The organism is Sinomicrobium pectinilyticum, from assembly GCF_003725735.1.
In the GTDB taxonomy this organism is placed as follows: Bacteria; Bacteroidota; Bacteroidia; order Flavobacteriales; family Flavobacteriaceae; genus Sinomicrobium; species Sinomicrobium pectinilyticum.
In genome coordinates this window covers 1-22,193 of the sequence record NZ_RJTM01000137.1, presented here as the reverse complement: position 1 = coordinate 22,193, position 22,193 = coordinate 1, and the positions used below count along the sequence as shown (strand labels likewise).

Sequence of the window (22,193 nt, the reverse complement as noted above, 5' to 3'; positions counted from 1 at the left end):
TTTATGCCCCCGCCATATTCCGTTTTTTACGGATTTCAGGTTTTGTCCGGATGGGATCTTTATGAGTATCTCCTTTATATACAGGTTCCTGATCCGTCCGACAGCGGGAGATTCCGGCCCAAGTATGTAATCTTTTTTCCATCCGGAAGCCCCGAAATAATTTCGCAAGGCCCCGGAAAACCAGTCTGCACCTTCCTGTACGGTATTATAATTACGGTGCCGCAATGATATTTTGATAAGCCGGTAGAACGGAGGATACAGGAATTGCCTCCTCTCATTCAGCTGGTCGATAAGCATATCGCCGTACTTGTTCATGGAGGCTTGTTGCAGGATCTGGTGATACGGGTTATATGTTTGTATAAGGACCTTTCCTCTTTTCTCCGTTCTTCCGGCACGGCCCGCCACCTGTAGTATAAGCTGGAAACTCCGTTCGAAGGCCCGAAAATCCGGATAGTTGAGCAGGCTGTCCGCATTCATGATCCCAACCAGGCTCACATTGCGGAAATCCAGGCCTTTGGTCAGCATTTGCGTACCGACAAGGATATCTGTTTCCTGCTGTTCAAAAGCCGTAATGATTTTCTCATAACCGTATTTCCCCCTGGTCGTATCGGAATCCATTCTTCCCGTTCTTGCCTGCGGAAAAAGAGCCCGGAGTTCTTCTTCCACCTGTTCCGTACCGAACCCCCGTGTATCCAGGTCACTACTTCCGCAGGCTACACAGCTTTGCGGAAGGGCCATGTGATAACCACAGTAATGGCACCGCAATTGTTTGCGGATCCGGTGATAGGTAAGGCTCACGTCACAACTCGGGCATTGCGGGGTATGCCCGCAGGTATTACACTCCATCACCGGCGCATACCCCCTGCGGTTCTGGAACAGGATAACCTGCTCTCCTTCCGAAAGGGCTTCTTCTATCTCCTTTATCAGGCGATCGGAAAAATGTCCCTTCATCCTTTTCTTCCGGTGCTTCTCTTTAATATCTACGAGTTCCATTTCCGGCAAAAGCACATTGCCATACCTCCGGGTAAGGCCGACCAGGCCGTATTTTTCCATTTTGGCATTGTAACTGCTCTCCACACTGGGCGTGGCAGAACCGAGTAATATCCTGGCCCCGTGTAACCGGGCCAGTACAACGGCTACATCACGGGCGTGATATCTCGGAGCCGGGTCGAACTGTTTGAACGATACTTCGTGCTCCTCATCCACGATCACCAGCCCCAGATCGGCAAACGGCAGAAATACAGAAGACCTCGCCCCTACGACTATCCGGGCCCTGGAAGAATCCTGAAGCAGGTTATTCCATACTTCCACCCTTTCATTGTTGGAGTATTTGGAATGATAAACACTTACTTTTTCCCCGAAATATTCCTGCAACCGATGGATAAGCTGGGAAGTAAGTGCAATTTCAGGTAAAAGATAAAGCACCTGCTTGCCCCGGGCCAGGATTTCTTCGATAAGCTTTACGTAAATTTCCGTTTTACCGGAAGAAGTAATGCCGTATAAAAGGGTGACATCACGGGTTTGAAAATGTTCTTTGATCCCGGAAAGCGCCTTAACCTGGAATTCGTTCAGTTCCTTGGTACTGCTCACCGGTCTGCCGGAATATTCGACCCTGTCCGTTTGTATGTAATAATCTTCGAGAATTTCCTTATCCACCAGATTTTTAATGACTGCTGCGGACACCCCGGACCTTTCCTGCAATTCTTTAAGTTTTACAGGTTTTTTGGTTGTTGCCGAAAGTGAGAAGAGCGTCAGCAATACTTCCTTTTGCTTTGGGGCCCTGTTCAGGGTGTCCAATAATTCGCGTAATGCATCTTCCTCTTTATAGCCGGGAGCCAACCGGACAAAACGTACCAATTTCGGACGATACTGTTCATGGATTTCTTCCTTTACCCGTATTACCCCTTTTTCCAGCAACCGCTTCAATACGGGCAGTACGTTCTTTTTATCAAGTATGGCCGCTATTTCGGTTACCTTAAGTACCGGCTGGTGCTGCAATGCTTCGTATACAAGCCATTCGTCGTCCTTGAGCGTGGTTTCGGATGCCCGGAATTCCTCGTTCTTCAGCACAATGGTTTCGCTCTCCAGGAGCAGGGTACCCGGTAGTGCGGCCCGGAAGACCTCTCCTGCCGTACACATATAATATTCCGCCATCCATAGCCACAATTGCAGTTGTTTTTCCGTCACTACAGGGTTCTCGTCCAGTATCTGATGGATCTCCTTGGCTTCATATAATTGCGGAGGGTTCCGGTGGAGTTTATATGCAAGGGCAGTGTATATTTTAGATTTACCAAAAGGGACCGCTATCCGCATCCCCGGTCGTATAAAACGGAACTCCTGTTCCGAAATACGGTACGTAAATTGTTTTTCTACGGGTATGGGCAGAATAACGTCTACGAAATATTGTTGCATGCAACAAAGATATGAAAAGGACGGAGGATCAGCGACGGGTAACCGCCGGAAATTATTACCGGTACCCTCTTATATGAACTCACGGGCCGAAGATGTCTCCTGATGGTATCTTCGGTCCCGGAGCGTACCGGACGGTTCCTGTTACTGTACCCGGAACCAGTTTTGTGTGCGGTAGAAGAAAGCTACATATCCCCTTACATTTAATTTATCGGGGTCGCTTTCGTCAACCCATAGTTTACATCGGTATTCCTTTCCCTTGTTCGGGTCCAGGATACTTCCGCCGGAATAGGTATTACCGTCTTTTTCCAGTCCTTCGATAATAACCATTCCCAATATCGGCTGGCCTTTCTTATCCCCATTACACTTATCGCATTTAGCATCCAGCTTTTCCTTATTGAGGATCTCCACCACTTTTCCATAAACCCTGCCTCCCTTCTCATAGATCTCCACAATGGATTTTTCTTTCCCTGTCTCATCGTCTATGGTTTTCCATTTTCCGAAAATATCCTGCGCAGTAACCGATAAAGTGCCGAGCAGAAAAAACAACCCGCCTAGTGCTATTAATTGCTTCATGTTTCCTGTTTTTTGTGATTATTCAAATAAATATATTAAAATTTTTGTTTCAAACTACGAAGGGAAGCATTTAGTTCGAAACCCAGAAGCAGGATGTTGGAGTTTAACCAGATGTACAACATCAGAATAAGTAATGCCCCTATGGAACCGTACAGTTCGTTATATTGTGAAAAGTTCTCTATATAAACCCCGAAAAAATAGGACGTAAGCACAAATAGCACCGTAGTGAGTAAGGCGCCGGGCGAAAAGAAACGGGTATGTTTACCTTCTATAGTGCCGAAATAGTAAAGAATGGAAGTAAAGAGGTATGCAATAAATATAAAAAAAAGGTATTTCCCGATCCCAATCCAAAGTTCCGCATTTTCGATATACCCCCTCTCGGTGAGACGGTCTATGACATCCGTCTGGAAAAACACAAAAGCTGCGACCGACAATAACAACAAAAGAGCCATAATAACAGCTACGCCGAGAGCTATGAAATACTGGCGCACCACATTCCGGCTTATTTTTACGTGATAGGAGTTCTCAAACCCTCCGAATACGGCATTGATACCGTTGGTCATCAGAAAAACGGAAAGTACGAATACCGAAGAAAGCAGACTCCCCCTTTTCTTCCCGGCGATATCACTAAAAATGGGATTAAAGTACGATGCGGTTTCCGGAGGCAGCAATCCGTCGATGAAATGCAGAAACTGAGCCTGAAAATCCTGTATGGGTACATAGGGTATGAGGTTAAGTACAAAAAGCAGAAAAGGAAATATCGCCATAAAGAAACTAAAGGAAATAGCACTTGCCCTGTATGTGAGTGCACCTTTTACAATGCCGAACACATACATTTCGAGGAGGTCGTAAACCGAAAGCCCTTCGAAAGCTTTCAATTTTATCCTTTTAAAGAAAGCGACAAGAAGGTTTATGACCGGTATCTTAGAAAGTTTTTCTTCTATTTCTATAGACATATCGCGCTGCGGTTGGGGCCTGCCTTCCGGCAGGGGTTTACAATTTCCGGAACGGCTTCACCGGTCCGCTCTCTCGGTACTAATCATTAATCGCCTTAAGGCTCAGATCCATATTATAGACGGAATGGGTCAATGCCCCGGAAGATATGTAATCTACCCCGCACTCCGCGTATCTGCGTATCGTATTTTCATCGATCCCTCCCGAAGACTCGGTCTGGCATTTTCCTCCTATCCGTTTTACGGCCGCCACAGTCTCTTCAAAAGTAAAGTTGTCCAGCAAAATACGATACACACCGTCACACTGTAATATTTCTTCTACTTCTTTCATATTTCGGGCCTCGACAATTATTTTCAGGGCCTTTCCCTTTTCAGCCAGGTACTTCCTGGTCTTTTCTATCGCCCCGGTGATCCCGCCTGCAAAGTCAATGTGATTGTCTTTGAGCATAATCATATCGTACAGGGCAAACCTGTGGTTCTCACCACCCCCTATTTTTACCGCCCATTTCTCCAGGGCCCTTATGCCGGGGGTGGTCTTCCGGGTATCGAGTATTCCGGCCCCGGTGCCCTGCAAAAGCTTTACGTATTTGGCTGTCTTTGTCGCTATCGCACTCATCCGTTGCATGGCATTGAGCACCAGTCTTTCCGCCTTAAGGATAGACCTGGAACTCCCCGTTACATAAAAAACAATATCGCCCTGCTTTACCTGCTCCCCGTCGTGCATCAACACGTCGATCTCCAGGTTTTCATCTACATACTCAAAAACCTTACGGGCAAAATCCACACCGGCAATCACTCCCCGGTCCTTTACCAGGAGTTTGGCCTTGCCGCCGGCTGATTCCGGTATACAAGCCAGTGAACTGTGATCTCCGTCCCCGACATCTTCCCGGACGGCATTAACTATTATCAGATCTATTTCGCGGTCAAATTGTTCTTTTGATATCATTTTTTCGGACAGTTTTATCGCTAAAATACTAAATTATACTCTTTATTTGTCCCCGGTCGGGAAACTGTCCCCTAACACCGGACAGCCAAAGTTACAAACAGAACACATTTCCGGGAAAAATTTATTGCCATCTTCTCTAACTTTCCCTTTTCCCGATAAAAAAACCGGTAACAGGGGGAGATTTACACAAAAATCCTTGCTTTCTACATTTCACTCCGTTTATTTTGCCTTATGAACATAAAGCTCCTCGCCATAGGTAAAACGGACAGCACCGCTTTGCAGTCGCTAATACAGGATTATGAAAAGCGGCTGGGGTTCTATGCACGCTTTTCCACAGAGATCATCCCCGATATACGGAATGCGGGAAAACTCAGCGAGACACAGCAGAAAGAAAAGGAAGGTGAGCTTATACTCAAAAAGCTACAGCCTACGGACAACCTTGTTTTACTGGATGAAAACGGCAAACAGCATACTTCGGTAGGGTTTTCGGAATTCCTTCAAAAAAAGATGAACTCGGGGATCAGGCAACTCGTCTTTGTCATAGGTGGCCCCTATGGCTTTTCGGATGCGGTATACCAAAAGGCGCAGGGAAAGCTGTCCCTTTCCGCCATGACCTTTTCGCACCAGATGGTCCGCCTGTTCTTTACTGAACAACTGTACCGGGCTTTTACCATACTCAACAATGAACCTTATCACCACCGGTAACAAATACGGATATTGCCGCTGTTTTTTTTAATACTATCACGCCCTATGAAACTCGTTTTCGCCACACATAACAAGAACAAGCTTTACGAAGTACAGGCCTTACTTCCGGAAAACATTACCCTGTTGAGCCTTGATGATATCAACTGCCACGAAGACATCCCGGAAACTTCCGGTACCATAGAAGGGAATGCAATACAAAAAGCAAATTACATCAGGGAGAAATACGGTCATGACTGTTTTGCAGACGATACCGGCCTGGAAGTGAATTCCCTCAACGGAGCCCCCGGGGTATATTCCGCCCGGTATGCCGGAGAAGAAAAAAACGCGGAGGCCAATATGGCAAAACTTCTGAAAGAATTAGAAGACAAACCGGACAGAAGTGCCCGGTTTAAGACGGTAATTGCCCTTCATCTCAACGGAGAGCAACTGTATTTCGAAGGGATTGTTAACGGCCGTATAACTCCTCAGAAATCCGGGAACAAAGGGTTTGGGTACGACCCTGTATTTATGCCCGATGGTTATGACCGTACCTTTGCCGAACTTCCGCTGAACACAAAAAACGAGATAGGACACCGCGGAAAAGCCGTAAAACAGCTTATCGTGTACCTGAAAGACAGGATGTAACCTGTTAAAACACCCCTACGATACCAATTCTGCCGGGGCCTACATTAAAGTTCCAGGATATTTTATTCCGTTTGCCCGGATAAGGGGAAGCATATTTGGAATCGAGATAATGGTCTATGGCCTCGACGGTGGCAACACTAATGGCCAGACTAAGCACCACATCCGATAGCCAGTGTGCCCCTTCCCATAAACGGGATACGGGGGGAATAAGCCCTACGGTATAAATACCGGCTTTTGCCCAGGGATTATTTACCAGTTTTGCCAGGGCGTAGGCATTGGTGAACGATAGTATGGCATGGCCGGAAGGGAACGAATGATAATCGGCATCTTCCGGAAAAGGATCGAAGGTGTCCTTGGACTTTCCGGTCCGTGGCCTTGCCCGCCCCACAAGCAATTTACTCACCTGCTGTAACAGGCCCGCGGTACTGGCCGAGGAGATAAGAAGGACACCCGTTCGCCTCCATTTCTCATTTTTCGTGACCAGTCCGGTCAGGTAAACCGCACCGGTAAGCATGTAATTGTTCTGGGGGCTACCGTAGTACCAACCATAATCACGTATAACCTGCGGGATATCGTCCCTTTGCCTTGCAAAAAATTTACTGGTCTCGTCATCGGCCAGAAAAACCAGCCCGGTCCCCACCATTACCCCTCCGAAAGTCAGCCAGTCATCCCCATCCCAGTGAAAAGGCCTGCTGTAGGCATATGCCATTCCCCCGAATATATTGGCACCGTCATACTTGAACATCTGCCATCGTGTAAGTTCTTCCTTCGGACTTTCTTCATCTTCTTGTCCGTAAGCGGTAAGGGATATTGCCAATAAGGTGACTGCGAAAAGAGTCCGCAAAGCTGAGGTCACGGGTTTAGCCATAATTTTTTTCTTTTATCGTTATAGCAAAATTTCAAATTGGCTGCAAGATACGACAAAAGCAAAAAGCCAGATTGTCGCATTTAAAATTTTAAGGAAGTACCGGCCGGCCTCAATTTTTTTCCGCTTCGAAAAAGGATACTTTAAACCCGGAAGTTTCCAGCCTGATCACATCACTCGTATCCCCGAGTATTTCATCTACAAGACCGTACTCCCTGGCTTCGGGGGCACTCATAAACCTGTCCCTTAAGAACAGTTCTTCCACTTCCTCTCTGGATCTCCCCATATTATTACCGAAAATATGGAACAATTGTGCCTGGAGGCGTTCCTGTTCATGAGTTGCTATACGTACATCTTCCGTATACCCTTTGGCGCCACCACTGGCCGGGTGCATATGCACGGTAGCATGAGACAGGGCATACCGCCTGCCTTTGGCCCCGGAAGTGAGAAGAGCTGTAGCCATACTCCCCGTAAACCCCACGGCCACCGTCGATACCGGGGCAGACATCATTTTAATGGTATCGTAAATAGCCATTCCCGCATAGACGCTGCCGCCGGGACTGTGGATATAAAGGTCTACCTGCTTTTTAGGGTCCTGGCTGTTGAGATAGAGCAATTGCGCCACAACAACATTGGCAACCTGATCGTCTATGGCCGACCCTAAAAAAACAATACGTTCTTTAAGTAACAGGCTGTAAATGTCATACGCCCGTTCTCCCCTGTCACGGTTATCGATAACCATAGGGATCATACCGGATAAAAGTTCCATATTAAAAATTCTTAAAAGATTAATGGACTCGGATAAAATATAAGTCGTGCATCCCTGCTTTTATTTACAGGTCCCGAAAAGTTTCCGTACCCGTTCCCGGAACCCTTCGTATTTCTTTTCAGAAAAAAGTTTGTGGTCTGCAGAGGCTATTTCCGCCTTCAGGTTTTTTCTCCCGTATGCCCGTACGCAATCGTAAACCAGTTGTTGTGCCACAAGTTTATCCCCCAGTTCTTTATCCAGGTGAAGTTTCACATTCATCACCAGGGCTTCCGCTTCATCTTCCCTTCCGAATATACGGTCTTCGAGTTGTTTGGTCTCACGCAGTGAAATCCTCATAGTTCAGTGATTTTTCTTTGACTTTATCTCTAACCTTCTCCAGGCACTTATATTTCTGCACCGTTGCGGAGCGCACGCTTCCGAAACCAAAACGCGCTGCCATTTCCTGCATGTTATAATGATCGTAGTAGAAAGCCTTCAGCATATCCATACATTTCCTTCCGGCGTGTTCCAGGTATTCCATAATATTTGCCGGGACGGAAACTTCGGGTAAAGGCGCTTCATAAGTACTCCCTGCCGGGCTATACTGTTCTTCCCCGGAATATTTCGCATTTTCCGCATACATCCTGTACCACAACTTTTTGGCAACTCCCATAAGATAAGCCTTTTCATTACGTACGGGCGGAGAGTCCGGAACAACAGTCCTCTCGTAATAAATGACCAGGCATTCCTGAAAAATATCCCTGGCATTATCCAGGGAGCCTCCCCTTTTTCGCACATATGCGGCCACATCGGGGAAGAACGATTTGTACAGATCCAGGAAAAATGCTTCCCTGTCCTGATATGTTTTTAGCCTGTACTTCATGGTTCCGAATAAGAATGTTTTATAAGTATGTGTGCTTTTCCGGGAAATTATCACCCGGAAAAAGAATATTTTTTCAGGCAAAAGGATATTTTACATCGTTTTAGCGGCATATTTACGGCGCAAAAAAGACTTTTACCATCCTAACTGCATATAATCCAACTGATTCCATCTCTTTCCGCCTGTAGAAATAATTAGTAAAAAATAGCGATTAACCGCGAATAAAGAGTACCTTTGCCCCTTATTTTAATTTTATTTATGAACAAATTTAAACAATTAGGACTGAACGACCTGCTTTTAAAGGCCATTGAAGACATGGGTTTTGAGACACCTTCGGAGGTACAGGAAAAGGCTATTCCGGTTCTACTCGCCAACGATACCGATATGGTAGCCCTGGCACAGACGGGAACGGGAAAAACGGCAGCGTTCGGGTTTCCGCTTATTCAAAAGATAGATGCAAATGACAGGACCACGCAGGGGCTTATTCTTTCTCCCACAAGGGAGTTGTGTTTGCAGATTACCAATGAACTGAAGAACTACTCCAAATATGTCAAAGGCCTGAACATCGTGGCCATTTATGGTGGAGCCAGTATTACCGCACAGGCTAGTGACGTAAAAAAAGGAGCGCAGATCGTAGTCGCCACACCAGGCAGGATGCAGGACATGATCAACCGCGGAATGGTTAACATATCCCGTATAGATTATTGCATACTGGATGAAGCGGATGAAATGCTCAATATGGGATTCTATGAAGACATTACCTCCATACTCTCCCATACCCCGGAAGAAAAGAATACATGGCTGTTTTCGGCCACCATGCCCAGGGAAGTAGCTACCATTGCAAAAAAATTCATGTCCCAGCCCGAGGAAATCACCGTGGGGGCCAAGAATTCCGGAACGGATACCGTACAACACGAATATTACCTGGTAAACGGTCGGGATCGTTACCAGGCCCTGAAGCGCCTGGCTGATGCCAACCCGGATATTTTCTCCGTAGTCTTCTGCCGGACCAAACGGGACACGCAAAACGTAGCGGAAAAACTGATCGAGGATGGCTATAATGCCGCGGCATTACACGGCGACCTGAGCCAGAACCAGAGAGACATGGTAATGAAAGCCTTTCGTACACGGCAAATACAGATGCTGGTTGCCACAGACGTAGCGGCGAGGGGGATTGACGTCGATGATATTACCCACGTTATCAATTACCAGCTTCCCGACGAAGTGGAAACCTATAACCACCGTAGCGGCCGTACGGGACGCGCAGGAAAATCAGGGATCTCCATGGTGATCCTTGCTAAAAGCGAAATACGAAAGATCAGGGCGATCGAAAAGATCATCAAGAAACAGTTCGAGGTCAAGACGATTCCAAGTAGCATGGAAATCTGCGAAATACAGCTGTACCACCTGGCCAGTAAGATAAAGAATACGGAAGTCAATGAAGAGGTAAACCATTATCTCCCGGCCATTAATGACGTTCTTCGCGATATAGACCGGGAAGAACTCATTAAAAAGATGGTTTCTGTGGAGTTCGGCAGATTTTTCAACTATTATAAAAACGCCAAGGACCTCAATGTCAATGCAGGTCCGGAAAGCCGTAACCAAAACGCTGCTGCCGACATCCCAGACCAGGGCGACGTACGCTACTTTATCAATGTAGGAGAACGCGATGGTTATGACTGGAAGTCCCTAAAGGATTTCCTCCGGGAAACAGTAGGACTTGACCGGGACGATATATTTAAAGTCGATGTAAAAGAAAGTTTTTCTTTCTTTAATACGGACGCAGTGCATACGGAAGGTATCCTGAATATTTTCACGGATTTTAAAATGGACGGCCGTTTCATCAATATCGAGATCTCCAAAAACCCCGGCGGAAGCCGAAAGAGCAAAGGCTGGAAAAAAGGTGGTAACACCAGGTTTGGCTCCTCAGATAAAGGCTTCGGCAAGAAAGGCAAAAAAGGAAGGAGACGATAAGTATTTCCGACAGGATTTTACAGGACTTTCCGAAAGAATTGATTCCCCGTCTTCCCGGGGCGGCGCTTTCGGAAAGTTCTTTTCTCATCCGGCAGACACCACACTTAAACCCGGGTACCTATGCCGGACTACTGCCACATGCCCCGCAGGGAATTCCCGGTAATGACAAGGCTGTTAATTGTATATTAAAAAAATGTCCCAACACACATTTTTTTAATTTTGGTTTAGTATTTTTAGCCTCCCGGCAAACCCCGACGGTCAGGGCCGAATGCAGACAGGAAACTTTGTAAACAGGACGATGTTCCTCGCTGTACCCCCCGGGAAAAATAAATTGACTAGTGAGAAAGATAATTCCTTTTATAATTACCATTTTCTTTACTGTTCTCTGCTTTTCTCAGGAGGCAGACAAGGTTAAAGGTGTTGTGTTTAATACCAGTACGGACAGGGTAATGGACAACGTGCACGTAGTAAACCTTAACCAGGTGGTAGGTACTGTCTCCAATCCGCAGGGAGAGTTCCGGATAACAGCCAGCGTTAATGATACTCTTTATTTTTCATTTCTCGGGTTTAAGTCCATAAAGGTAAGGGTAACCAACGATATGCTTAAGTTTGACGGTACGAGGATCGGTATGACAGAACTTGCCTATGCTCTTGAAGAAGTGGTGATACGGCCATATAAACTTACCGGTTACCTGGACATCGATGCCAAAAATATCCCGATAAACAATGCCGGACGCTACAGTATATCCGGATTACCCAAAGGGTATGAGGCCGGAAGTGCCAACCCCGGCGCCATATCCAAAGTCTTGGGAGCCATTTTCAACCCGGTGGATTTTCTGCACAATATGTTCGGCAAAAAACCAAAGGAAATGCGTAAACTGCGCAAGATGAAGGAAGATGATGAAATACGCAACCTGCTAGCATCCAAATTCGACAGGGAAACCCTGACCGAATTACTTCAGATAGACCGTGTGGATATTGATGAGATTTTACGTAACTGCAACTATTCCAAAGACTTTATCCGAACGGCAAATGACCTTCAGATCCTCGACGCCATTCACGACTGCTATGAAGAGTACAAGGTACTCAACCGCGTAGACGAATAAGCCTTGCGATAATTTTACCGGTCGTCATAATACCTTTTTAATATATCCTCTATACTTCTGATGGATTTGCGCGACCAGTCTATCCTCTTTTCGAAGATCTCCGCTTCCGACAATTTCCAGGATATGCCGGATTTTTTCAGTTTGCCTGTCAGCGTATGCAGGATGATCGCTGCGGAAACCGAAATATTAAGGCTCTCCGTGAATCCTGCCATAGGTATTTTGAGGTAACCGTCGGCCCCGGCCAGTATTTCTTCGGAAAGGCCTTCTTTTTCCGTACCGAAGAACAAGGCGGACTTTTCGGATATATCGAAATCTTCCACATAACAGGAATCGTTATGCGGCGTTGTAGCTATGATACGGTATCCCTTTTCTCTCAGTTGCTGCATACATTCCCCGGCAGAGGCATAACGGTATACATCCACCCATTTCTGGGCACCCATTGCAATGTTCTTGTCCAGTCTTTTACCAAAGCGTTTTTCTATGATATGCACGTCCTGAACCCCGAAGACGTCGCAGCTCCGGATAACGGCACTGGCATTGTGCATCTGGTATACGTCCTCCATGGCTACCGTAAGATGCCGGGTACGGCGGGACAATATATCCGAGAACTTCTCTCTTCTTTCTTCCGTAAGAAATCCTTCCAGGTATTGTAACAGTGCTTTATCTGTCATTGGTATTCATGATTTATGTATTACACTTTTCCGGACACGATCATGTTCTCCCGGTCGCGTGCAATGCATAAGTTTTTAAACACATCACTTTTAAACGGGCACAATTTACATTATTTTAGACTAAAATTTAAGCCAGGCCGTTTCTCTGGCCGGTAAACGTTATCCGGAGACGGCTTCTAAAGATATTGCAGTGAAGAAAATAGTTGTTTTGACCGGTGCTGGAATAAGCGCCGAAAGCGGGATAAATACTTTCCGGGACGCTGACGGGCTCTGGGAAGGGCACGATATCATGGAAGTAGCCTCCCCTGACGGCTTCAGAAGAAACCCGGAATTGGTGCTGGATTTTTACAACAAAAGGAGAAAACAGCTTCTGGAAGTGAAGCCCAACACCGCTCATCACGCCCTGGCGGAATTGCAGGAGAACCACGATGTAATTATTGTTACCCAGAATGTGGACGACCTGCATGAAAGGGCCGGAAGTAAAAATGTCATACACCTGCACGGTGAGTTGCTCAAGGCCCGGAGTACTTTTGATAAAGACCTCCTTTACGACTGGAAAAAAGATATTTGTATCGGAGATTTCTGTGAGCACAATTACCAGTTACGTCCCCATGTCGTATGGTTTGGCGAAGCCGTACCTATGATGGACAACGCCATAGCTGCAGTTTCACAGGCAGATATTCTCATGGTTATAGGCACCTCCATGCAGGTTTACCCGGCCGCCGGGCTTGTCAATTACGCCGGAAAAAATACGCCCGTTTATTTTATAGACCCCAGCCCCAGTATTTCCGGAGACAGCTTACCCAATCTGACCATTATAGCGGAAAAAGCAACTACCGGGGTTCCCAGGGCCATCTCTCATTTTCAAAACTCCCTGTAATATTGAAAAACTGCATATACGATAAACTCGATTATGTCAATGCCCTTCGGGAACGCAGGAAACAGTTATCGGAAGAAATACTCTCTACCCCTTCCCTGTTTCCCGATCTCGTGTCGGCATGTTTCTCGGAAGATGAGATCATCTCGACAAAAGCATGCTGGGTCCTTGAATTTGTCTGTAAAGAAAAATTATACTGGATAATACCGTCTATCGATACGTTTACTGCCAACATACGGACATTAAAGGCAGATGGGGCTATCCGGTCCGCCGGGAAAGTATGCGAGCTGCTGTGCGAACGGTATTTTGACAAACATCCGAACCAGATAAAGAAATCCCTTACTGAAGAACACCTTCACAAGATTACCGAAACGTGTTTTGACTGGCTGATCGGAAACCGGAAAGTTGCCGTGAAAGCATATGCCATGTACTGCCTTTTTCTTCTGGGGACCAAATTCGAATGGATATATCCGGAACTGCGGTTGATCCTGATGCAGGGATACGGAGAACATTCCGCCGCTTATCGTTCCAGGGCAAAACATATTCTCGATAAACTCGCCGGAGAGACCTAATTGTGAGTAATAACTCGGAAGTCGGGCGAATCAATATCTCATTTTTACTTAAATTCGCAACATAAACCCTTTTGAACGATGTTGTACGGGTAACCCGGCACGTTTAGTGCTCATTAAAAAGTATCGGAAGAAAAGGGAACACAATCCCCTTAACCGGGGAATAAGAAAGAAAACACACTAAAACAGAATAAAATGACAAGAAAAGTAGTTATAGTATCGGCCGTAAGGACTCCCATAGGAAGTTTCCTGGGCAGCCTTTCCGGTGTCCCGGCTCCGAAACTGGGGGCCATAGCCATACGTGGTGCCCTGGAAAAGATAGGTCTCGACCCTTCAAAAGTAGATGAAGTACTGATGGGAAATGTCGTACAGGCAGGAGAAGGACAGGCTCCCGCCCGACAGGCAGCAATATACGCAGGAATACCGGACACCGTGCCTTGTACCACTGTCAACAAGGTATGTGCCAGCGGTATGAAGGCGGTCATGCAGGCCGCACAGTCCATTGCCCTCGGAGATGCGGAAATTATAGTGGCAGGGGGAATGGAGAACATGAGCTCCATACCTCACTATGTCCACATAAGGAAGGGAACAAAATTCGGCCCGGCCATTATGGAAGACGGTATGCAGAAAGACGGCCTTGTGGATGCATACGATAATAATGCCATGGGCGTATGCGGAGATGCCTGTGCAAAAGAATACGGTTTTTCCAGGGAAGAGCAGGACAATTTTGCCATCCAATCCTATAAACGGTCTGCCGATGCCTGGAAAGAAGGAAAATTTAAAGATGAAGTGGTTCCGGTTGAAGTTCCGCAACGAAAAGGAGACCCCGTCCTGGTTGAAGAAGATGAAGAATATAAAAACGTTATCCTGGAAAAAATACCATCCTTGCGCCCTGCTTTTACCAAAGACGGTACCGTAACAGCAGCCAATGCTTCCACCATCAATGACGGTGCTGCCGCATTGATACTGATGAGCGAGGAAAAAGCTTCGGAACTGGGCCTTACGCCCCTGGCCACAATAAAGGGTTATGCCGATGCCGCCCAGGAACCGAAATGGTTTACCACAGCCCCGGCCAAAGCATTACCAAAAGCCCTGAAAAAGGCGGGAGTTGCACTGGAAGATGTGGATTTTTTTGAATTTAACGAGGCTTTTTCCGTAGTAGGGCTGGCCAATATGAAGATACTGGGCCTTACGGACGATAAGGTAAACATACACGGAGGAGCGGTTTCGTTAGGGCACCCTCTGGGATGCTCCGGTGCCCGTATCCTGGTAACACTTATTCATATTTTAAAACAGAACAACGCAAAAACCGGTGCTGCTGCCATATGTAACGGAGGTGGCGGTGCGTCGGCAATCATTATTGAAAGATAGTCAGTTAGTTCTTAGTCTTTTAGTTTCGGAGTGCGGGAGTTCTGGTTACAAAGAATGACCGGGGACTCCGAACTTCATCCCGATAGATATCGGGGCTAAAAAACTCCAAAACTAAAAAAATAAATGCAATACGGAATCTGTAACCTCAGTATCGTTCCTTTACGATCGAATCCCTCCGATACGGCCGAACTTACTTCTCAGGCCCTGTACGGTGAACATTTTAAAGTACTTGAACAACAAAAATACTGGAGCAGAATCCGTCTTGCTTTCGACAGGCACGAAGGCTGGATAGACAATAAACAATACCTGGTCATTGAAGAGGATACCTACAAAAACATGGATAAAGATGTTACAGGCCTTTCTTCGGACATGGTAGAATTCATTACCGATCACAACGGGCAACTCATGCCCGTACCTATAGGATCACATGTCAGTTCATCGTCCTTTCTTTCCCATCATTTTGACGGCAGGGTACAATCGGGCATACAGCAGAAAGGGAACCTGGTGGAAACCGCATTCTCGTTCCTGAACGCACCGCATCAGCGCGGAGGGAAAACACCTTTTGGTATCGACGCCGCCGGACTGGCGCAAATGGTATATAAATTAAACGGCTATCCCCTGCTAAGACAGGCAGCCCAACAGGCTACCCAGGGAGAAGCCCTGAGCTTTATCGAAGAATCCGAACCGGGCGACCTGGCCTTTTTTGATGATGACGAAGGAAATATCGTCCATGTAGGCATCATTATGAGAGACAATTACGTCATCCACTCTTATGGTAAAGTGCGTATTGACCGTATTGACCACACCGGGATTTTTAATGTGGATACCCGCAGGCATACCCACAAATTACGAGTTATCAAGAAAATAATATAAACAAAGACCCGGCTTCCGGATGATTTACCGCCCGGAACAATTTCAGGGCGTTTTCATTACCGGAAGCCGGGTTTTATCTTATTGCCGATCAGCTAGCTAGCGGATCAGTTTTTTATATTTGATACGTGTCGGGGTGACATCGGCCCCAAGGCGTTTACGTTTATTCTCTTCATAATCCGAGAAACCTCCCTCAAAAAAGTAAACTTCCGAATTTCCTTCAAAAGCGAGGATGTGGGTACAAACACGATCCAGGAACCAACGGTCGTGAGAGATTACCACCGCGCAACCTGCAAAATTCTCCAACCCTTCTTCCAATGCCCGGAGCGTATTTACATCCAGGTCATTGGTAGGTTCGTCCAGCAGTAATACGTTACCTTCTTCCTTCAGGGTCATGGCAAGGTGAAGCCTGTTGCGTTCTCCCCCGGACAAGGTGGAAACCTTCTTGTTTTGTTCACTTCCGGAAAAGTTAAAGCGGCTGAGATATGCACGGGAATTCACCTGCTTTCCTCCCATCATCACCAGTTCCTGTCCGTCCGAAAAGTTCTCCCATATGGATTTTTCCGGATCGATATTCGTATGTCTCTGGTCTACATAAGCGATCTTGGCTGTTTCTCCGACAACAAATTCTCCCTTATCCGGCTTTTCCTCTCCCATAATCATCTTGAAAATAGTAGTTTTACCCGCCCCGTTGGGACCGATAATGCCTACTATCCCTGCCTGCGGAAGGTTAAAATTGAGGTTTTCGTACAGAAGCTTATCGCCAAAAGCCTTGGCCACGCCGTTGGCCTCTATAACATTGGTCCCCAGCCTGGGCCCGTTAGGAATATAGATTTCCAGTTTTTCATCCAGTTGTTTCTGGTCCTCGTTGAGGAGTTTGTCATAATTATTGAGACGTGCCTTTTGCTTGGCCTGCCTCCCTTTAGGGGCCATACGCACCCATTCCAGCTCCCGCTCCAGGGTTTTTTGCCTTTTGGAAGCCTGTTTTTGTTCCTGTGCAAGTCGCTTGGATTTCTGGTCGAGCCATGAAGAATAGTTTCCCTTCCACGGAATTCCCTCTCCCCTGTCCAGCTCCAGAATCCATCCGGCCACATTGTCCAGGAAATACCGGTCGTGGGTCACGGCAATCACGGTTCCGCTATACTGCTGCAAATGTTGTTCCAGCCACAATACCGATTCTGCGTCCAGGTGGTTCGTAGGCTCGTCCAGTAACAGGATGTCAGGTTGCTGCAACAATAACCTGCAAAGCGCAACCCTTCTCCGTTCTCCCCCGGAGAGTACTTTTACCGGGGTATCTGGTTCCGGTGTACGGAGAGCATCCATGGCAATTTCCAGTTTGGTATCCAGTTCCCAGGCATTGGTAGCATCTATCTTGTCCTGGAGTTCGGCCTGCCTGTCCATGAGCTTCTGCATTTTATCGGCATCTTCATATACCTCGGGTAACCCGAACATATCGTTGATCTTGTTGTATTCATCCAGAACGGCGACTACTTCGGCCACTCCTTCCTTTACGATCTCGATCACTGTTTTCTCCTCATCCAGCAAGGGTTCCTGCTCCAGGTACCCTACGGAATATCCGGGAGAGAAAACCACATCTCCCTGGTAATTTTTTTCTACGCCGGCAATGATCTTCAGCAAAGTGGATTTACCGGAGCCGTTAAGCCCGAGTATCCCGATCTTGGCCCCGTAAAAAAAACTCAGGTAGATATCTTTCAGCACGGTTTTGTTCGTACTCTGGTACGTTTTGGAAACGCCCGACATCGAAAAAATGACTTTCTTATCGTCTGACATTGAATAATGTTTATTGTTTGTGGTTTATGATTTAAATTATTGACTTTTGATCCCTGAATTACGCAAGTAATACAAGGCACCTGTTTTATATTTTCGTACTCACACATTTCGGAGAGCTTGAATGTTTTTGCCTGTATTTTTTATCCGTTGCCTAAATCCGTGCGATTTCAATTCACTGACGGAATCTTTGGCAATACGTAAAAAACAGTTGAAATTCCTTATTCCGTCCGGTCAAAGTCTTCTGCGATATTCTCCGTAACAGAACCGGAACCGGAATTTATTTGATTGTATAATAAATATCCCCGTTTTAAGGATGTTGTTTGAAAGAACTCCTCTACAGGCAAATCTTTCTTCCTTTTTGCCAGATTTCCAAATCTCCAAATCCGGTGATTGTACTCACAGCTATAAACTACCAGGTATAAACTTCAAATCCTCCCTTTCAGTGCATTAAAAATCCATGACATCGCAAAAAAACCGATGCCCACTACCGAAAACCCTATGGCATAGTCCCTGTATTTCAACACCCCCAGTAAAACCAAAGCTGTCCCGATCAAAAACATAATTAAAGAGGCCCAGCCAAATATGGTGTTCTTATTCATTCCCATTGATGTGTCCATTAAATGTGTTTTAAGTACAAAAGTCCGTATTCATACCGAACTAGCGGGCAAATATCGTACAATTTATGAAATATTTAAGTAATACGAGCAGATGTATGTGATTATGGCGTTAATTTCATAAAAATAAAACGGGGGTATCGATCTGTGACATTTCCCGACGGTAGTTCTCTTCGGACTTCGGTCTTCTTTTCGTATTTTAGCAGCATTCTAAGTAAAAAATATGGATATAAACTTCAATAAAAACGAAGACCACAATAAACTACTCCTGTCCGAGCTAAGGAACAGGCTGGCCATCATAAAAAAAGGCGGCGGGGAAAAAAGGGTGGAAAAGCTGCATGGAGAGGGAAAAATGACTGCCCGCGAACGTATTGATTATTTACTGGACAAAGACACCGGCAATATTGAAATAGGTGCTTTTGCGGGAGAAGGAATGTATGAAGAACACGGTGGCTGCCCTTCCGGGGGTGTCGTGGTAAAAATAGGTTATATAAAAGGAAGGCAATGTGTTGTCGTAGCCAATGACGCTACGGTAAAAGCGGGGGCATGGTTCCCGATCACCGGGAAAAAGAACCTTCGCGCACAGGAAATTGCCATGGAGAACAGGCTTCCCATAATTTACCTGGTAGACAGTGCGGGAGTTTACCTTCCCATGCAGGATGAGATATTTCCGGATAAAGAGCATTTCGGCCGTATTTTCCGGAACAACGCCATAATGAGCAGCCTGGGGATTACACAGATAGCCGCGGTAATGGGGAGTTGTGTAGCCGGCGGTGCTTACCTGCCCATAATGAGTGACGAAGCCCTTATTGTGGACAAGACCGGGAGTATCTTCCTTGCCGGAAGCTATCTTGTAAAAGCCGCTATAGGGGAATCTATCGACAACGAAACCCTTGGTGGCGCCACAACACATTGTGAAATCAGCGGGGTTACGGACTACAAGGCTAAAGATGATAAGGATGCCCTGGACACCATAAAAAATATTATGGATAAGATCGGTGATTTCGATAAAGCCGGGTATAACCGTGCAAAACCGTCAAAACCCGTTGAAAACCCGGAAGATATATATGGTATCCTTCCGAAATCGCGCGGGGACCAGTACAACATGATGGAAATCATCAAACGCCTGGTAGACCGTTCGGAATTTGAAGAATACAAGGCCGGGTACGGAAAAACACTCATTACCGGTTACGCCCGCATAGATGGCTGGGCTGTGGGGATCATAGCCAACCAACGCAAAGTAGTAAAAACCAAAAAAGGGGAAATGCAGTTCGGAGGGGTCATTTACTCCGATAGTGCGGACAAGGCCACACGGTTTATCGCCAACTGCAACCAAAAGAAAATACCCCTTGTTTTCCTGCAGGATGTTACCGGCTTTATGGTAGGCAGTAAAAGTGAACATGGCGGAATTATTAAGGACGGGGCTAAAATGGTCAATGCCGTAAGCAACAGTGTTGTTCCCAAATTTACTGTGGTCATAGGCAATTCCTATGGAGCGGGAAACTATGCCATGTGCGGAAAAGCATATGATCCGAGGCTAATCTTCGCCTGGCCGAGTGCAGAGCTAGCGGTTATGGGAGGTGCACAGGCGGCCAAAGTACTTTTACAGATAGAAACTGCTTCCCTGAAGAAAAAGGGGGAAAATATTACGAAGGAAAAAGAAGAAGAACTGTTTCACAAGATCAAGTCGAGATATGATGCCCAGACTTCTCCCTATTACGCAGCTGCCCGGTTATGGACAGATGCTGTTATTGACCCTGCGGATACCAGAAAATGGATCAGTATGGGGATCGAAGCAGCCAATCACGCCCCGATAGAAAGACCCTATAATCCGGGGGTAATACAGGTATAAAACTTCTTTTGCCGGAAAAATTCTTTTGATGACATCCGGCAGGAAACGGAATTTGATATTTTTGCGCTAAAATCAGGAATCCATGAAAAAAATAGTACTCTTAAGTCTGGCCCTCGCGGGTATTCAAAGCATGCAGGCCCAGTTGATGCAGGACAAAGAAAATTATACCAGGGGAGACACGCTGAGAGGTTCCCTCCGTACCGAGAGAAATTTTGACGTAAGGGAATATCACCTGAACATAAAAGTAGACCCTGTAAAAAAACATATCGGCGGATATAACCGCATTGTTTTTGTTCCGCAACAAAAGCTGACTTCGATGCAGATAGATCTCTTCGAGAATATGGATGTGGATTCCATAGTGTTTCACGGCAGGCAACTCCCCTACCGGAGAGAATACAACGCGGTTTTTATAGAGAATAAAAACGGGTTCCAAAAGAATAAAAAAGACAGCTTGACCTTTTATTATTCCGGCAATCCCATTGCGGCCGTAAGGGCGCCGTGGGACGGAGGCTTTGACTGGAAGAAAGACAAAAACGGAAAGCCATGGATAGCCACGGCAGTTCAGGGTACGGGAGCCAGTGCATGGTGGCCGAATAAAGACCACCAGAGTGAAGAACCTGAGAACGGAATGACTATAAAAGTTGTGGTACCGAACGGCCTGATGGATGTATCCAACGGACGGCTGACCGGAAAAAAAGATCTCGGGAACGGATACACCCGCTGGGACTGGAAGGTCACCAACCCCATAAACAATTATGATGTAGCGCTCAATATAGGCGATTATGTTCATTTCGGGGAGACATATAAAGGGCTCGACATGGATTTCTATGTACTGAGTTACAATCTCGAAAAGGCAAAAGAACACTTCCGGGAGGTAAAACCGATGATGGACTGTTTCCAGGGGAAATTCGGAGAATATCCTTTCAAAGAGGATAGTTACAAGCTGGTGGAAACACCACACCTGGGTATGGAACACCAGAGTGCCGTTGCTTATGGTAACAGGTATATGAAGGGGTACCTGGGGCGAGATCTGTCAGGTACGGGCATAGGTACGAAATGGGATTTTATCATTATCCACGAAACCGGGCATGAATGGTTCGGTAACAGCATTACCTCTTCCGATATTGCCGATATGTGGATACATGAGGGTTTCACTACGTACAGTGAAGTAGTCTATACAGAATGCCGCTGGGGTTACGAGGCCGGACAGACTTATGTGAACGGACTGAAAAAGAATGTGAGAAATGACAAACCGATCATAGGCGATTACGGCGTTAATAAAGAAGGTTCGGGCGATATGTACCCGAAAGGGGCCTTAATGCTCAATACCATCCGCCATATGATAAACGATGATGACAAATGGTGGAAACTTATAAAGGAATACAGTGAGACCTTCAGACACATGATCGTGGATACGGAAATGGTCCTCAATTTCTTCGAACAGGAGACCGGCCTGGATCTTGAACCCGTATTCGATCAGTACCTGAGACATACCGCTATTCCCGTACTGGAACTGAAAAGAGAAGGCAATGGCACCACGTACCGCTGGATTGCCGATACAGAGAACTTCAACATGCCTGTAGATGTTAGTGTTAACGGTGAAAAAATCCGCCTGCACCCTACGGAGAAATGGCAAAAACTGGACACACCGCCCAAAGGGATTTCCGTGGCTACGGACCGGTTTTTTGTGGATGTGAAGGTAGGGAATTAACTTGTTTTAATGTGAATAACGGATAAGACAAAAGGCACGCTCTCTTCAGAAGAGGGGTATTCCGCAAGCGGAACAAGGAGT

The 22,193-nt window shown here is 46.3% G+C and carries 21 protein-coding genes; 10 read left to right on the top strand and 11 right to left on the bottom strand.

Annotated features, from left to right (window positions below; translation table 11 throughout):
• From priA to nadC, 4 genes are all read right to left on the bottom strand, one after another.
• A partial coding sequence (priA, locus tag ED312_RS19775; protein ID WP_123217761.1) for a replication restart helicase PriA occupies positions 1-2,412 on the bottom strand: 2,412 nt, incomplete at its 3' end.
• Positions 2,413-2,553: 141 nt separating this feature from the next.
• Positions 2,554-2,985: a DUF2147 domain-containing protein gene (locus ED312_RS19770; RefSeq protein WP_123217760.1), complete on the bottom strand. Its 432-nt coding sequence runs from the start codon at positions 2,983-2,985 to the stop codon at positions 2,554-2,556.
• A gap of 35 nt (positions 2,986-3,020) precedes the next feature.
• Entirely contained in the window at positions 3,021-3,941 is a 921-nt protein-coding gene (locus ED312_RS19765; protein WP_123217759.1) for a YihY/virulence factor BrkB family protein, read from the bottom strand.
• 79 nt (positions 3,942-4,020) lie between these two features.
• Positions 4,021-4,884, bottom strand: a complete 864-nt coding sequence (gene nadC / locus ED312_RS19760) for a carboxylating nicotinate-nucleotide diphosphorylase (protein ID WP_123217758.1) — start codon at positions 4,882-4,884, stop codon at positions 4,021-4,023.
• Positions 4,885-5,115: 231 nt separating this feature from the next.
• On the opposite strand from nadC, the gene rlmH reads away from it, so the two are divergent.
• Both rlmH and ED312_RS19745 read left to right on the top strand, forming a co-directional pair.
• Entirely contained in the window at positions 5,116-5,589 is a 474-nt protein-coding gene (gene rlmH / locus ED312_RS19750) for a 23S rRNA (pseudouridine(1915)-N(3))-methyltransferase RlmH (protein WP_123217756.1), read from the top strand.
• A gap of 45 nt (positions 5,590-5,634) precedes the next feature.
• Positions 5,635-6,213, top strand: a complete 579-nt coding sequence (locus tag ED312_RS19745; protein ID WP_123217755.1) for a non-canonical purine NTP diphosphatase — start codon at positions 5,635-5,637, stop codon at positions 6,211-6,213.
• 4 nt (positions 6,214-6,217) lie between these two features.
• Here ED312_RS19745 and ED312_RS19740 read toward each other — a convergent pair whose 3' ends face one another.
• The 4 genes from ED312_RS19740 to ED312_RS19725 all read right to left on the bottom strand — a co-directional run bounded on the left by ED312_RS19740 (position 6,218) and on the right by ED312_RS19725 (position 8,709).
• Positions 6,218-7,081, bottom strand: coding sequence for a phosphatase PAP2 family protein (locus tag ED312_RS19740; protein WP_123217754.1), 864 nt, complete (start codon positions 7,079-7,081; stop codon positions 6,218-6,220).
• 109 nt (positions 7,082-7,190) lie between these two features.
• On the bottom strand, positions 7,191-7,847 hold the full coding sequence (locus ED312_RS19735) for a ClpP family protease (protein ID WP_123217753.1): 657 nt from the start codon (positions 7,845-7,847) through the stop codon (positions 7,191-7,193).
• A gap of 60 nt (positions 7,848-7,907) precedes the next feature.
• The gene (locus ED312_RS19730) at positions 7,908-8,183 is read right to left on the bottom strand and encodes a hypothetical protein (protein ID WP_123217752.1); all 276 of its coding nucleotides are present in this window, start codon (positions 8,181-8,183) and stop codon (positions 7,908-7,910) included.
• The gene (locus ED312_RS19725; RefSeq protein ID WP_123217763.1) at positions 8,164-8,709 is read right to left on the bottom strand and encodes an RNA polymerase sigma factor; all 546 of its coding nucleotides are present in this window, start codon (positions 8,707-8,709) and stop codon (positions 8,164-8,166) included. Before ED312_RS19725 ends, ED312_RS19730 begins: the two co-directional genes overlap by 20 nt.
• A 255-nt stretch (positions 8,710-8,964) precedes the next feature.
• Here ED312_RS19725 and ED312_RS19720 point away from each other — a divergent pair, with 255 nt between their 5' ends.
• Positions 8,965-10,680, top strand: a complete 1,716-nt coding sequence (locus ED312_RS19720) for a DEAD/DEAH box helicase (RefSeq protein WP_123217762.1) — start codon at positions 8,965-8,967, stop codon at positions 10,678-10,680.
• Between the two features lie 338 nt (positions 10,681-11,018).
• Positions 11,019-11,786 (top strand): carboxypeptidase-like regulatory domain-containing protein, encoded by a 768-nt coding sequence (locus tag ED312_RS19710; RefSeq protein WP_123217750.1) that lies wholly within the window; start codon positions 11,019-11,021, stop codon positions 11,784-11,786.
• 14 nt (positions 11,787-11,800) lie between these two features.
• Here the strand turns inward: ED312_RS19710 and ED312_RS19705 are convergent, their stop codons facing one another.
• Positions 11,801-12,457, bottom strand: a complete 657-nt coding sequence (locus ED312_RS19705; RefSeq protein ID WP_123217749.1) for a TrmH family RNA methyltransferase — start codon at positions 12,455-12,457, stop codon at positions 11,801-11,803.
• A 190-nt stretch (positions 12,458-12,647) separates the two neighbouring features.
• Between ED312_RS19705 and ED312_RS19700 the strand changes: the two genes are divergently transcribed.
• From ED312_RS19700 to ED312_RS19685, 4 genes are all read left to right on the top strand, one after another.
• Complete coding sequence (locus ED312_RS19700; RefSeq protein ID WP_123217748.1) at positions 12,648-13,337, top strand: SIR2 family NAD-dependent protein deacylase; 690 nt, start codon at positions 12,648-12,650, stop codon at positions 13,335-13,337.
• Between the two features lie 2 nt (positions 13,338-13,339).
• On the top strand, positions 13,340-13,906 hold the full coding sequence (locus tag ED312_RS19695; RefSeq protein WP_123217747.1) for an adenylosuccinate lyase: 567 nt from the start codon (positions 13,340-13,342) through the stop codon (positions 13,904-13,906).
• Positions 13,907-14,098: 192 nt separating this feature from the next.
• Positions 14,099-15,274, top strand: a complete 1,176-nt coding sequence (locus tag ED312_RS19690) for an acetyl-CoA C-acyltransferase (protein ID WP_123217746.1) — start codon at positions 14,099-14,101, stop codon at positions 15,272-15,274.
• 123 nt (positions 15,275-15,397) lie between these two features.
• The gene (locus ED312_RS19685; RefSeq protein ID WP_123217745.1) at positions 15,398-16,147 is read left to right on the top strand and encodes a C40 family peptidase; all 750 of its coding nucleotides are present in this window, start codon (positions 15,398-15,400) and stop codon (positions 16,145-16,147) included.
• Positions 16,148-16,243: 96 nt separating this feature from the next.
• Here the strand turns inward: ED312_RS19685 and ettA are convergent, their stop codons facing one another.
• Positions 16,244-17,935 (bottom strand): energy-dependent translational throttle protein EttA, encoded by a 1,692-nt coding sequence (gene ettA / locus ED312_RS19680; RefSeq protein WP_123217744.1) that lies wholly within the window; start codon positions 17,933-17,935, stop codon positions 16,244-16,246.
• Between the two features lie 425 nt (positions 17,936-18,360).
• The gene (locus ED312_RS19675; protein WP_123217743.1) at positions 18,361-18,540 is read right to left on the bottom strand and encodes a CAL67264 family membrane protein; all 180 of its coding nucleotides are present in this window, start codon (positions 18,538-18,540) and stop codon (positions 18,361-18,363) included.
• Positions 18,541-18,772: 232 nt separating this feature from the next.
• On the opposite strand from ED312_RS19675, the gene ED312_RS19670 reads away from it, so the two are divergent.
• Both ED312_RS19670 and ED312_RS19665 read left to right on the top strand, forming a co-directional pair.
• Positions 18,773-20,401 (top strand): acyl-CoA carboxylase subunit beta, encoded by a 1,629-nt coding sequence (locus ED312_RS19670; protein ID WP_123217742.1) that lies wholly within the window; start codon positions 18,773-18,775, stop codon positions 20,399-20,401.
• 82 nt (positions 20,402-20,483) lie between these two features.
• On the top strand, positions 20,484-22,112 hold the full coding sequence (locus tag ED312_RS19665) for a M1 family metallopeptidase (protein WP_123217741.1): 1,629 nt from the start codon (positions 20,484-20,486) through the stop codon (positions 22,110-22,112).
• Positions 22,113-22,193 lie beyond the last annotated feature (81 nt).